The sequence below is a fragment of the Rhizobium sp. NPDC090275 genome (assembly GCF_044772225.1).
GTDB lineage: Bacteria > Pseudomonadota > Alphaproteobacteria > Rhizobiales > Rhizobiaceae > Rhizobium.
This window is the reverse complement of the sequence record NZ_JBIVYL010000003.1, coordinates 1-12410: the sequence shown is the minus strand read 5'-3', so window position 1 is coordinate 12410 and position 12410 is coordinate 1. Positions and strand designations below refer to the sequence as shown.

Genomic DNA, 12410 nt, shown 5'->3' with positions numbered 1-12410 from the left:
CATCTCCCCACGGCGCCACAAGCGCCAGCTCTGCCTTCGAAACCGCCTGTTCTTGAAAACGATCGTATCCGGCCATCCCCCTGGCCGCAGCCCATGGGCCCATTCATGCTGAAAAACTTCAAAATCCGCACCAAGATCATCTCGGTCGTTGCGCTTCTCGGCGTCATCGCGATCGGCGGTCTTGTCTATGTCGTCGAGGAATTCCGTGGCGCCGATGCCGCCTACAGCGCCTTCATCGACCACGAAGCGCTTGCGGCGATGCAGGCCTCGCGCGCCAGTGCCTCTGCCACCGCAGCCGTTCTGCAGGCAACCGTCGTCTCCGACCTTACCCCCGGCACGCCCGACTTCGACGCCGCGATCGCCGCTCCCAGCAAGATGCCGCAAGCGCGCGAGCGCCTGCAGCAGGCAGCCGACCTCGTGGCGAACCGCAAGCCCGCGATCGACGAGATCATCGCCGGCATCGACGAGATGGATGCACTCGCGAAAAAGGTGATCGAACAGGCCAAAGCCGGCGATCGCACCGGCGCACGCGCCACGGCAGCCGAGCTCAACGCCAAGCTCTCGATCGTCACGCCGAAGATGATCGCCAACAATGACGCGCTGATGGTGCAGCTCAACGATGGCGGCGACGCGCTTTCTGCCACGGTCAACAACCGTATCCTTTACTGTTTCGCGCTGATCGGGTTCGCCGTGCTTACCGCGATCGGCCTCAGCATCTGGATCGCGCAGGCCGGCATCGCAGCGCCGATGGCCAGGCTTCGCCAGCGCATGACGCGGCTTGCCGAGGGCGAGACGGCAAGCGCCGTCGACGGCATGGACCGGCTCGACGAAGTGGGGGAGATGGCGGCTGCCGTCTCGATCTTCCGCGACAACGCCATCGAGCGCGTGCGCCTCGAGCGCGAGGCGGAGCGCAACCGCAATCTCACCGACAGCGAGCGGCGCGAAATCGAAGCGCAGCGCGCCACCGAGGCGGCCGATCTCTCGCGCACCGTCAGCGCGCTCGGCGACGGCCTGCGCAAGCTTGCCGCCGGAGACCTGATCTCGCAGATCAACACGCCGTTCGAAGGCAGCCTGGACAGCCTGCGCCAGGACTTCAACAACTCGATCTTCAAGCTCAACGAAACGATGCAGACCGTGGGCGACAATGCCCGCGCGATCACGGCCGGCGCCGGCGAGATCCGCTCCTCGGCCGACCAGCTCTCGCGTCGCACCGAGCAGCAGGCAGCCTCCGTCGAAGAGACGGCGGCCGCGCTGGAAGAGATAACCACCACCGTGAAGGACGCCGCGCGGCGGGCGGAAGAAGCGCGCACGCTGGTGTCGAAAACCCGACACAGCGCCGAGCGGTCCGGCGAAGTGGTGCGCAAGGCGGTCAATGCCATGCAGCAGATCGAACAGTCCTCCGCATCGATCGGCAACATCATCGGCGTGATCGACGACATTGCCTTCCAGACCAACCTGCTGGCGCTGAACGCCGGTGTGGAAGCGGCACGCGCCGGGGAAGCTGGCAAGGGTTTTGCTGTCGTCGCCCAGGAAGTGCGCGAACTCGCGCAGCGCTCCGCCAATGCCGCACGCGAAATCCAGTCTCTGATCCTGACCTCGGGCAACCAGGTGAAATCGGGCGTGTCGCTTGTCGGCGAGACCGGCAAGGCCCTCGAAGAGATCGTCCACGAGGTGCAGGAGATCAACCAGCACGTCAACGCGATCGCCGAAGCCGCGCGAGAACAATCGATCGGGCTGCAGGAGATCAACACGGCGGTCAACACGATGGATCAGGGCACGCAGCAGAACGCCGCGATGGTGGAAGAAAGCACCGCCGCCAGCCACAAGCTGGCGACCGAGGCAGCCGCACTCAACACCCTGCTCGACCAGTTCAAGCTGACCGGCACCGGCGGCGGCACCGTGGCGTTCACGCCGAGGGTGGTTCCAGACGCCAATGAGCCCCTGGCGCCGCGCCCGGCCAAGCCTGTCTTGACCCGCAAGGCGCCAGTGCGGATCGCCACCTCGGGTGTCACGCGACCGACTTCCTCGCCGGCGCTCGCCCTCGGCCAGAAGCTCGCCAACGCCTTCGGCGGCACGTCTTCCGCCGACAAGAAGGATGACGACTGGACGGAGTTCTGAGCCTCGACAACGCTCTCGCAAACATGAAATGGGCGGCTCAAGGCCGCCCATTTTCATTTCGGCAGATGCCGACTTTATCCGCCATGTGATCGATCTTTTAGACGAGACCGAGCGAAATCTCTTCAACCTTGCGACCACGACCATAATCGCGCTCGTAGGAGGAGCGACGGTCGCTGCGCTTGTATGCGGCAACGTCGAGTTCCGGCATATGGTACCCATCCGCGTAGGTGCCGGTGTCATCGGCGTCGACGACATCACGCTTTGCGGTGAAAATCTTCAAGAGCATTTCGCTATTCCTCCTCGTGTGCGCCAGTAACGGCCAGAGCGCCGTCCAAGTTCCATGTACCGGAGAATAGTTAAAAATTAACCACGTTCATTAGGGATTCGTCAAGTACGCGGAAAGCGTTAGGGTGTGGGGGTGTTCAGCGGTGATGCGGGTCTTGACGCACGGGTGCCGGACGCGAACAAGCGCCGAAGATCACGTATTTTTTGACGGGAATGGAGCGCGTGAAAGGGAATCGAACCCTCGTATTCAGCTTAGGAAGCTTGAACACCCTGAGCAAACTCAAAGCGGCGTTTTACTGATGCCAGTCCGTGCCAAGCGCTGCCAGGCAGGGCTTTGAAACGTCATCTCCGACGTTTAACGACATCTAGGCCGATGCTCCAATTGCTGCCCGCCTCTTCAGCCCCTATTACCGTCTGAAGGCACGAACTAAAACTGGAGCCACGCATGCCTCAGCCTCTCAGCAATAGCATCACCAAAGAGTCCCCTTACAACCTGGCATTTAATGCAGATGAGCTTCGGACACGGCCACTCTTAGCGGCGAAGGTGTCTGAATTCATCGCAAGAGCGTCAGCGCTCGACCATGGGATGGCGATGGTCTTAGTGAGCCTGCTTCACGCCAGCCCAGAACCAGCTTTCGCTATGTTTAGCGAGGTACTAGATGCTGGAAACAGGCGAGCGATGATTTTAGCTGCAGCCAGGTCGACACTTGATGCCGAACACTTTGAGATGCTGGAAGTCGTATCGAACGCCGTTCGGATGCAGATCGACGTTAGGAACAAGTTCGCCCACTGGCTGTGGGGCGGATGCGAACAGCTCCCAGATGCCTTGTTGCTTGTTGACCCCAGGTACTTACTAGGGCACGCCCGGCATTTTCAGAAAGTTTGGACCGATGACCCGCTTGTCGAGCAAGACGTTGAGCGAGCTCATGAGGAGCGCATGGCTGCCATCAGATTCGATTTTGACAAAATCTATGTTTACCGTGCGACCGACCTCGATCAATCACTTCGCGATATGACTGAGACACAGGGTATGCTGGATGACTTCGGCTATATGTTCAATCCGCAAGCCCGCTCTTTGGATGAGCGCATGTCTGACGCGTTCCCTAATTCACCGCGCGAAAGCTTTCTGAAACTGGCGAAAGACCGCTTGATCAATAGGGTAATGTTTATTGACGGGCTCACCCGTCTGCGAACGAAGAGAGGAAGAAATTCGGCTTCGGCAGGGTAAGGTTCGCCTCCATGCCGGAGTACGGTAAGCGGACCAACAGAACGCCTAGGGCGTCGTGACACCGGGAAGCAATATTGGGAAAATCGCTACGCGACCAAATTCAGGACGCTTCGCGATGCGGCAGGAGTTCCAGATCACATCTGGTCTATGGATACCCGAGCAGGTGCCGTTTCCGAGACGGTGGAAGCAACGGGCTCTATCGAATTGGCCAGCGATCTTGCTAACCACACGACGACAAAGATGGCAAAAAAGTACAGCCGTGGCGACGGTCTAGAGACCAGCCGCAAGATTGCCGAAGCACGTATCGCCAAGCGCTAGTGACACGACAGTGAAACGCCGCTATACTTAAGTTATTGAATTTGCTGGAGCGGGTGAAGGGAACCGAAACAACGCCTCAACATATTGTAAACATATGTCTTATTTTATAAAACACGCAAAATACCGATTTTTTTACCGTCGCGCTGCGCGGATGTCGCTGGACCATAATAGCCAACCTGATAACTAAGACACGGGACAGCCGAACGTTCACGCAAAACAAGTCGTCGGAAAATTACATGGCAGTTAGAGACTCATCCATCAGACCCGAGCTAAGCTCGAAACTTGCTGAGATCGAACACATGATAATGCAGGACGCTGTCCAGCGAAAGCCAAGAGATCAGCCGTCATTCGCCTCAATTGCCCTAGTGAAAGAGTTTCGAGCAGATAAAGCCATACCAATAATCGCCGTCGCGGACCCTAGTTATGTAGGAATAGCAGAAGTTTTGTTTCTCGGCCTCTGCGGTTGGGTAGTATCGCCAAATGATGATGTTATCGAGCTTGCTCTAATGCATCATGGAGTAATAGATCACATGGCTGCGGCAGAACAACAGGCTGGCCTGCACACGTCTTTTCAGGTTCGGAGCGATTTATTTGCTAGGTACATCTTGGTTGGACCGGATTTTCTAAGCGACGTTTATTACGAAATGAGTGGCCATTTTGGCTTCAGTTCCGTCCCCGACCGCATCACGATCGGCGAATGGTTGTCCTCAGAGGCGCGTGCGCTGCGCACTTTAGTCAAGGCGTGCCAGATCATGCACTATGCCACCGATCACCTCGATGACCCTTCCAAATATCACCGTTTGAGCCTCACCCGGATAATCGAAGTGCTAAGTGCAATGAGGGATGACAGCTTGGTCGAGCGAACGATTTTCTATCAAATTTGGGGAACGAATAAACGGACACTGTCCCTGCTTTATGCTGCATCAACAATCAGTCGTGGCCACGACACGCTCCTTGATCGCATTCTTTCAGGTGAAGTGAGATCAAAGGAGTTTCAGCCAGAGTTCGACCTTTGGGTTGGTCGGGCTAAATATTTCGCTACCCATGTTCTTTCGAACCTCCGCATCGCGGGGCTGGTCGCGACGAACATGAAGGGCCTCAAGTCTTGCAAAGAAAAGGCATTTTTGTCTCCGGATTTCAGCCCGAAAGAAGCGCAATTCCTAGAGAGAAAGATGTCAAAAAAACAATAACTTGCTGGTGAATAGTTCGCCGCCGCGCGTACCGGTCCAGCGCTGGGTGTCACTTCTCCGAACACGGCTTCCGGTCCATCTTTGCGATGTCCAACAACGTCCAAGGAGAGACAAAATGGCAACCGATAAACCTCTCAACCCATCTGCAAACCAAAAGACCGGCTCTAACCTACCTTCAACTGGCTATGTCCGATTAAATCAAATACTGGGTCCTGACGGGCCTCTGCCAATCAGCAAATCGTCATTCTGGGCAGGAGTGAAGCTCGGTAAATTCCCCAGTCCTCGAAAGATATCCACTCGGGTGACCGTCTGGAGGGCCGAAGACATTCATATGCTTCTCAACAAAATCGAAGACGGGGAGATGTGAGATGAAAAGGAAACCACCGCACCTAAACCCCGTAACCGAAGCCAAAAATTCAGAGAGTGAACTCCTGGCACTTGGAGCTAGCTCCTATTTGCTGTCGCTACGGTCGGAGATTTCGCAACTTCTGGCGAACACCGATGAAGGTCTGCGTCAGAAGCTAGGGAAGGTATACAAAGCCGCTGTCTACCTTCGCGAAGATAAAGACCAATGGCAATCGTTTTGCGAGCGGGACGAATGGCAGAGCTTCAAAGGCCGCCCAAAAATCAACGACGTGGATCGGAGCGACGCCCTTAGGTATGCAATTCGATTCGCTGTAGGTTTCGATGGCGCTAAGTCCAACAGCACTGTCCATCGATACAATCGAGCACTTGGAACATTGTGGAAGTCCAAGGTGCCCGCACAGGATGTTCCTCGGCTTTTAGCTGAAGAGGGTGGCGTAGAGAAAATGAAGCGGACGTCGGCTAAGGCCACAATTTCTCTCCGGTTGTTGAAAAATCGCGTGGGTGATCAGCTAGATACTGCAAATTACCCGTTTGAGGCGTTTGTCTACATTCGTTTTTCGGCCAAAGATGGCCGTTCGCGCAACGCCGAGATTTTGGCAGGCACTGCTAGACGGAGCCGGCGCCCCTCTTTCGAGGCATTCAACAACGAGGTCCTCACCTGGCAAAAGAAGGAAGAGAAAAGGCTTAAGGCAGCCGAGAGGCAGCCGCCTAAGCCCTTGTAATACCCTTTTAGCCACCCCGAAAATTAACACACATAGCGACAGGCAACCTGCCTGAATGGGTAGTCGTGCCTGTCGCCGAGGTGAAGTCATGCGAGAGCCGATAGTGTCAGTTGCCCAATATGAGGCGATACACAGAGAACTTGACCTTAGACTAAGACGATATCGCGTTTCGAAAAGAGGCTGGGATTTCTTTCAGCCCGCTATAAAACTCTGGTTGTCTGAGGACCATGCAAAATCGCTTAAAGCGATTAATCCAGTTTCGAGAATTGCGTTTACAAGAGCGCTTTACCAGCAAGTCGGACGTTGGATCGAACGGTGTGAGCGGGTCTACTTTGTTACGTTGATCTCGCGTGAGCACTCGTTTTCGCTAGAAAACGCTGCCGATTTTGATGTGACAATTCTGAAAGAATGGATTCGAGAAATTATTGGCGCGCGCGATTTTGTGGGGTTCATAGAGCCTGCATATTTCTACAGATCGCCGTTTCTTGAGGACGGCCAACGACCACATGTCTCTTGGCACTCACACCTTTTGGTTTGGAATGTTCCACCATCAGAGATGAGTGCAAAAGCGGCGGCCACGAACAGCGCCTATGAAACTTTCGTACCGGGAGCGAAGCCTTTCCACTACTACACGGTCGATAACCCGACCGCTCTGCAAAAGCTCCTGTATATGTCGAAAGATACCTTGTCGGAGTATGCCGCTAGTCCGCCGGCCCCGGATAAAATAGATGAAACGACCGGCGAGATCATAGTGGAGTCCAACGGCAAGTGGCGAACACAGAAGCGGGAGATTAGGCCGCTTGCGTTGGCAAGGGTGACGACAGTTATTGGTGGCCGGTCACTCAAGAACCTCACAATTGCCAGCGGAGAAGGAAAGCAACTTCGGACGCGCGCACTTCTGGAAGCTCGCCGTAAGCTGCGTCGTTCTCGAAAGATAGCCCAGCGAACGCTCGAAAAGCTTCTGCTTGCCAGCGATCCACAGACGCGATGAAAATCCGAAAAACAACCTGCGATTGACATTCTCATATAGTTCCAATATAACATAACAATCGCTGCGCGCCGTGTGGTAGCTGCGATTGTTGGGGCCTTCGGGCCCCTCTTTTGTTTGGAGAGCTAAATGAACAACACTTCGACGTCGGTTCAATCCGTTTCGCTACCTCACCCGGTTATCGTCCTCGGTCGTGACGATAGCGGAAAAGCCCACGCTTCGTTTTTTCCAGCCGTTGACGCTCACTCTGCGACGCAGGCCGCAAGTCTGATGGGTATGTTGGCACTAAAGGCTGACACAGATCAGACCCGGGCGTACTTGCCGAGGCTTCCCAAGGGCAAGCTGTTCGATAGCGGCAAGGCGTTCGTGCCGTTCGTGAAGCAGGAGCTGTATCAGCAGATTGCCGCCCATCTGCCGGAAGAGCAGCGCGCGCTTGCCGAGCGGGTGCGGGTGGCGCCCGAAGCCGATCCAGGTGAGACGGAGCTGGCCGCCAAGCCCACGAGCCTGCCAGCTGACTGGGACAAACTCACTATCGGCAGTCTTGTGCTGGCAACGGAAGGGCCGCTCGACGGCTGGTATGAAGCCACTGTGATCGCAATCGACGACAAGAACGGGTTGCGCCTTCGCTGGAGAGACTACCTGGATATGCCGGCGTTCCATCGGCGAGCAGAGCAGATCGCCTTGATCCACCCTGCATATGCCGAGAAGTGAGAAAGGCGATCGCTATGCCGACGCGCTCACTAATCACGCCTCCGAACACCGACGCGGCCCACAAGGCCGCTGTCATCCGTCAACTCAACGACGGTTTTCGGCGCAGCTTCACTCGTGGAAACCTTCTGCTGACACCAGCCGTCGATGGCCTGGACACTGGATCGAAAGCAGCTTTGCTGACAGCAGTTCAGCAGTTCGACCGGTTCAACACCGACAACGATCCTTACGGCGAACATGACTTCGGAGCGATCGATCTCGGAGCTGCCTGCTATCTATGGAAGATCGACTATTACGATCCCGACCTTCAGTTCGGCTCGGCTGATCCTGCTGATGAAGCCGTCACCTGCCGGGTCATGACGATCATGCGCGCAGACGAATACTGATGGCGTGGCTAAGCTCGACGCGCCCTATAAGCCCGTTTTGGGCTTTCGCCCCGATCGGAGAGCCGCCGGGCGCTCGGCCTTGGCGTCGATTTGCTCGAACAAGACTGACACATGAACGTTCATGGCGTTCGATAGAGCTTCAAGTGTGGAGACTGTCACGTTCTCAAGCCCGCGCTCGACACGTCCGACATAGGACCGATCGATGTTGGCTTCCAAAGCCAAGCGTTCCTGCGACAGGCCCCTTGCCACGCGCAGCCGCTTCACGTTCCAGCCGATCGTCTGTCGAACATCCATGCACCGAAGCAAGAACATATTCGTCGCTTGACAATCGACGGACTGATAGTCCCATATTAATTCACGCTTTGGCTACCGTGTTGTTTGGGATGCAACTCCAGCCAGAAGTTTTCGAACTCTTTTCTGGAGCAAACATGAAAATCGCAACTGGAATTATTGGTATTTTCTTAGGCCTGATTGTACTGCTTCAGTCTTGCGCGGTCACCGCAGGCAGCGGTTTGATTAAGGATCAGGCAACAGGAGGCTCGGCCGCCGTTGGTATGTTGGTGGGCCTACTTTTCTTCGTTGGCGGAGCATTCGCATTTGGGCTGCCGCTCGTGTCAGCGATCGTTTTTGTCGTCGCTGGCCTACTGGCGTTCCTCGCATCGACGCAGGGCAGCTTTGCCGACATCGTAATCTGGGGCTACGTCGCGCTAGCCTTTGCCGTAATGGCATTTTTCACATGGCGGGCAGGCCGCAAGAAGGCGGTGGCTTAATGATTGCCTATTCCGCCGTTAGAGCCCGCCTCTCCAGCAACGTAGCTAGCATCAACACGATACGCCACAGGGCGAGGTCGGTCGTCGTTGGCGCGGCCTTCGCGTCAGCCTTCTCGAATTATACCTTAGCGAATGACGTGAGCTACTATCGGGGAGCATCCTGGCAGGTAGCCTTGGTAACGGAAAGCGAGAACAGATTCGATAAGGTGCCATACTGCGAGATCAGGACCGTTGCTCTCGAGCCGATGTTAATCGCGCTCAGATTCCTGCCTTCACTTGAAGCGGGAAAGTTCAATTTCAACGTCAAACTTCGGAAAACCGGCTGGTCGCTTCCCGTCGGTCAAACAACAACGGCCAGGATCGCACAGCCCGGCAAATTGGATCCCCAAAAGGGAATGGTCATGGGGCCAGATCCGTCCTTCACTGCGGTATCGAATAATACGCTGATAAGCGATCTGAGCAGTCTCGATGAGGATTGGTATCTGCTGCAAACCGAATCGATTTTCAATCGTGTTTTCGCGCCTACCAAGTACAGATTTCCACTGACTGTAGAGTTTCCCAGCGGCAACGAGGCCTCTTGGTCGGTAAAGCCCTTCGAACGATATGAGCAGGGAATTGCCAACGATGCCCAGCGACAATGTCTGTCCGACCTGAGCAAAGCCATCGGATTAGACGGAGTCAATGTTGCGGGCGGCAAGCCCAGCAGCAGCACCTCTCCTTTTTCTAATCAGGCAGGCAGTGCGGAAGCGGCGAACCCACCAGCCGCATCGCTTGAAACTCAGTCAGAAAAATCGCCGAAAATGACCGATACAGCTTCCAACTCGTGGAAGTTCCGGTCGGATGAACAAGATTGGGGCAAGACGTGCTACGCCGAAACGAAGGTCGGTGACGTTAAAGTCGGCTTCATGGCCTCTCCGCAAAAGGATCTAGTTGTCTTTGTTGAAAACTTGTTTGACGGAGACACCAAGACGACTTGGCAGGTTGATGCGGGCACCGCACATCCGTCTGAGGGAAGTGTAGATGATTATTTCGGCTGGCATACCTTCGCCGATTTGGGGGATAACTTTGTCGAAGAGGTCATGACAGGCAGCGAACTTGTAATCGCGGACGACAAGGGCAAGCAACTGACTGTTAGCCTGCTCGGAGCACGGCAAGCTCTGCCGTTGTTCGCATACTGCGCGCAACGCAAGATTCCCGGCTGACGTAGAATGCAGAAGCTCAACGTCGCGATGGTCGGAGTCTGGTCATTGGGGAAGTTCAACACAGAACGCTGCCCAAATTCAGTGCGGAGGCGCCCCCAGCCAAAACCTTACCGCGCGTAGTCACGTTACTCTAATGGATTATTGGCGTCTTTAGCGCCCCCTGATAAGATTGGAAAGCGCCCTGAGTGCGCCATTGCATCAGGAGCGCAACTTGTTCCGGACGTTTCAGACTCGTTTGCACACAAGTGAGGAGCAGGCTGCAGCGCTTGACCAATACTCATGCCTTTTCAACCAGAGCGAACGACTAATCTACAAAGGTCTGAAGCAGGGAAGGCCTTGGCAGAAAGACCTCCAAAGATCGATATTTCGAGAAGTGGGACTTCACTCGGCGTTGGTTGGCATGGCTCACAGACAGCTTCAGGCGCGCTTGAGTTCGCTTCGTGCTTTGTCCAAATCGAGATGCGAAGAGCTAAACCGTCGACTTTGGCGTGAGTGCATGCGGTTGCAAGTCAAAAAGTCTCGCCTGCAAAAAATTTCAGACACGATCAACGCATTAAGGTCGAAAGTTGTGCGGGCCGAGATTCGATTGTCCGGGGAGCGATCACTCGCGTCTTTGCATCCCACGGGTACGGCAATCGCTCGGGTTAAGAAGACGCTGAACCGTAATTTTCATCTACTTCAACGGCTAAGAATACTTCGCTCGCGGAAGCACACCTCTTTGCGTGCCATTCATTTTCTCAAGCGCTCCATACAACGCATCGCTTCCAAGCTCAAAGACGCCCAAAAACTGCGTAGCGAGCCGGTGCCTTTTTTTGGGCCAAGGAAGCTATTTCGCGCGCAGTTTCATCTTGATAAGACCGACTTTTCCTCGAAAGAGGCATGGCTAGGGGCTTGGCGGGAAGCGAGATCCAATTGCCTCTTCATCGAAGGCGACAAGTCAGCTCCCTGCGGCAACCGTTTCGCGAGAGTTCAAGATGCTGGTCACGACTTCGACCTTGAACTGCGCCTTCCAGAGCGGTTGGCAGCTGTCGCGACCAGCAGCTACCCTTGCAAGGGCCGTCAGATTCACGCTCTCAAGTTCAAGGGACTCAATTTCCATCATGGTCGTCCAGCGATCCTTGCAGCGCTCGCGAGCGGCTTACCGATCAGTGTGCGGTTTCACCGCGACCATACTTCTTGGAAGGTGTCTGTAACGATCTTCCAGGAAACAGAAGTCGCTGCCCTCGATTGGGGAAACGGTTCGCTGGGAGTCGATTGGAATGCCGGTAAGATCGTTGCCGCTCATATTGACCGTCATGGCAATTTCGTCCGGAGCTTCACCTTCCCTTGCAGCACCAAGGGAAACACCGCCAATCAGACTGCAGACACTATGCGCAAAGTTGCTTGCCGCATTGTCTCACTCGCACACAGTCTGCGGGTTCCCCTCGTCAATGAGCAGCTCGATTTTTCAGAGGCCAAAACTTCCAGGCGCGCACTTGGTGATTCGCGGTTTGCGAAGATGGTCACCGCCTTTCCATATTCTAGTTTCACACGGGCGATCCGGTCGGCTTGCGAGCGGCGTGGTGTCGCCCTGGAAACCGTTTCCTCTTCCCACACTACCCGGGTTGGAAGAATTAAGTTTGCTCGTCGCTACGGGTTGTCTGGCCACCAAGCCGCTGCAATGGTTATAGCGCGACGAGCCATGAAGTTCTCCGAGCAACTGAGCCCTAGAAAACCGTCACACGCGGATTTCAGTATCGGTTTGAGGCACCCGACCGTCACCCGTGAGGAAAGGAAGGCATGCGCAACCGGTAGGACGGGCCAGATCAACGGAGAAGAAGAAGGTGCCACTGGCACAAGGGTTGTCCCCACCAATGACGTGGAGACCATGCTGCGTGCATGCCGTCGAACATGGTGGAGCAATCAACCACTCCATGACCTTTCGGGACTTTCAGGACGTTCCTTGAGATACCGCTTCAGCCGTGGCTCTGAGGGCTGGGAGCCGCGCCGGGAATGATCGCCCGCGTTCAGCCGAATTATGAGGTCTACCGCCGAACGCGCAACTATGTGCAGCGGGTGATTGAGAACTATGAGGTGTACAAGGCCCGGTTGGGTCAGCCCGTCAGCATCCAGAAGGACCTGATTGGCGG

The 12410-nt window shown here is 55.7% G+C and carries 12 protein-coding genes; 10 read left to right on the top strand and 2 right to left on the bottom strand.

Annotated elements, in window-relative coordinates:
• The first annotated feature begins 105 nt into the window (after positions 1-105).
• Positions 106-2118, top strand: coding sequence for a methyl-accepting chemotaxis protein (locus ACIQUB_RS07930; protein ID WP_113239143.1), 2013 nt, complete (start codon positions 106-108; stop codon positions 2116-2118).
• Between the two features lie 97 nt (positions 2119-2215).
• Here ACIQUB_RS07930 and ACIQUB_RS07925 read toward each other — a convergent pair whose 3' ends face one another.
• Positions 2216-2404, bottom strand: coding sequence for a hypothetical protein (locus tag ACIQUB_RS07925; protein WP_018898317.1), 189 nt, complete (start codon positions 2402-2404; stop codon positions 2216-2218).
• Positions 2405-2848: 444 nt separating this feature from the next.
• Between ACIQUB_RS07925 and ACIQUB_RS07920 the strand changes: the two genes are divergently transcribed.
• The 6 genes from ACIQUB_RS07920 (at position 2849) to ACIQUB_RS07895 (ending at position 8309) form a co-directional block, all read left to right on the top strand.
• Positions 2849-3631, top strand: a complete 783-nt coding sequence (locus tag ACIQUB_RS07920; protein ID WP_113239137.1) for a hypothetical protein — start codon at positions 2849-2851, stop codon at positions 3629-3631.
• Positions 3632-4185: 554 nt separating this feature from the next.
• The gene (locus ACIQUB_RS07915; protein ID WP_402929149.1) at positions 4186-5139 is read left to right on the top strand and encodes a hypothetical protein; all 954 of its coding nucleotides are present in this window, start codon (positions 4186-4188) and stop codon (positions 5137-5139) included.
• A gap of 368 nt (positions 5140-5507) precedes the next feature.
• Entirely contained in the window at positions 5508-6227 is a 720-nt protein-coding gene (locus ACIQUB_RS07910; RefSeq protein WP_402929148.1) for a hypothetical protein, read from the top strand.
• Between the two features lie 214 nt (positions 6228-6441).
• Entirely contained in the window at positions 6442-7218 is a 777-nt protein-coding gene (locus ACIQUB_RS07905) for a hypothetical protein (RefSeq protein ID WP_402929146.1), read from the top strand.
• A gap of 126 nt (positions 7219-7344) precedes the next feature.
• Positions 7345-7926 carry a hypothetical protein gene (locus ACIQUB_RS07900; RefSeq protein WP_402929145.1) on the top strand — a complete coding sequence of 194 codons (582 nt, stop codon included), beginning with the start codon at positions 7345-7347 and terminating at the stop codon, positions 7924-7926.
• Between the two features lie 14 nt (positions 7927-7940).
• Complete coding sequence (locus tag ACIQUB_RS07895) at positions 7941-8309, top strand: DUF3768 domain-containing protein (RefSeq protein ID WP_402929143.1); 369 nt, start codon at positions 7941-7943, stop codon at positions 8307-8309.
• Between the two features lie 24 nt (positions 8310-8333).
• Here ACIQUB_RS07895 and ACIQUB_RS07890 read toward each other — a convergent pair whose 3' ends face one another.
• On the bottom strand, positions 8334-8603 hold the full coding sequence (locus ACIQUB_RS07890) for a helix-turn-helix domain-containing protein (protein ID WP_402929449.1): 270 nt from the start codon (positions 8601-8603) through the stop codon (positions 8334-8336).
• A gap of 134 nt (positions 8604-8737) precedes the next feature.
• Between ACIQUB_RS07890 and ACIQUB_RS07885 the strand changes: the two genes are divergently transcribed.
• The 3 genes from ACIQUB_RS07885 (at position 8738) to ACIQUB_RS07875 (ending at position 12277) form a co-directional block, all read left to right on the top strand.
• On the top strand, positions 8738-9079 hold the full coding sequence (locus tag ACIQUB_RS07885) for a hypothetical protein (protein ID WP_402929141.1): 342 nt from the start codon (positions 8738-8740) through the stop codon (positions 9077-9079).
• Entirely contained in the window at positions 9079-10281 is a 1203-nt protein-coding gene (locus ACIQUB_RS07880; RefSeq protein ID WP_402929139.1) for a hypothetical protein, read from the top strand. The genes ACIQUB_RS07885 and ACIQUB_RS07880 overlap by 1 nt, the downstream gene beginning before the upstream one ends.
• A 496-nt stretch (positions 10282-10777) precedes the next feature.
• Positions 10778-12277 carry a hypothetical protein gene (locus ACIQUB_RS07875; protein WP_402929137.1) on the top strand — a complete coding sequence of 500 codons (1500 nt, stop codon included), beginning with the start codon at positions 10778-10780 and terminating at the stop codon, positions 12275-12277.
• Positions 12278-12410: the final 133 nt, after the last annotated feature.

Coding starts and splice junctions, on each gene's coding strand:
- ACIQUB_RS07925 (WP_018898317.1), bottom strand. CDS start 2,404: ATGCTCTTGAAGATTTTCACCGCAAAGCGTGATGTCGTCGACGCCGAT.
- ACIQUB_RS07920 (WP_113239137.1), top strand. CDS start 2,849: ATGCCTCAGCCTCTCAGCAATAGCATCACCAAAGAGTCCCCTTACAAC.
- ACIQUB_RS07930 (WP_113239143.1), top strand. CDS start 106: ATGCTGAAAAACTTCAAAATCCGCACCAAGATCATCTCGGTCGTTGCG.
- ACIQUB_RS07910 (WP_402929148.1), top strand. CDS start 5,508: ATGAAAAGGAAACCACCGCACCTAAACCCCGTAACCGAAGCCAAAAAT.
- ACIQUB_RS07900 (WP_402929145.1), top strand. CDS start 7,345: ATGAACAACACTTCGACGTCGGTTCAATCCGTTTCGCTACCTCACCCG.
- ACIQUB_RS07915 (WP_402929149.1), top strand. CDS start 4,186: ATGGCAGTTAGAGACTCATCCATCAGACCCGAGCTAAGCTCGAAACTT.
- ACIQUB_RS07885 (WP_402929141.1), top strand. CDS start 8,738: ATGAAAATCGCAACTGGAATTATTGGTATTTTCTTAGGCCTGATTGTA.
- ACIQUB_RS07895 (WP_402929143.1), top strand. CDS start 7,941: ATGCCGACGCGCTCACTAATCACGCCTCCGAACACCGACGCGGCCCAC.
- ACIQUB_RS07875 (WP_402929137.1), top strand. CDS start 10,778: ATGCGGTTGCAAGTCAAAAAGTCTCGCCTGCAAAAAATTTCAGACACG.
- ACIQUB_RS07890 (WP_402929449.1), bottom strand. CDS start 8,603: ATGGATGTTCGACAGACGATCGGCTGGAACGTGAAGCGGCTGCGCGTG.
- ACIQUB_RS07880 (WP_402929139.1), top strand. CDS start 9,079: ATGATTGCCTATTCCGCCGTTAGAGCCCGCCTCTCCAGCAACGTAGCT.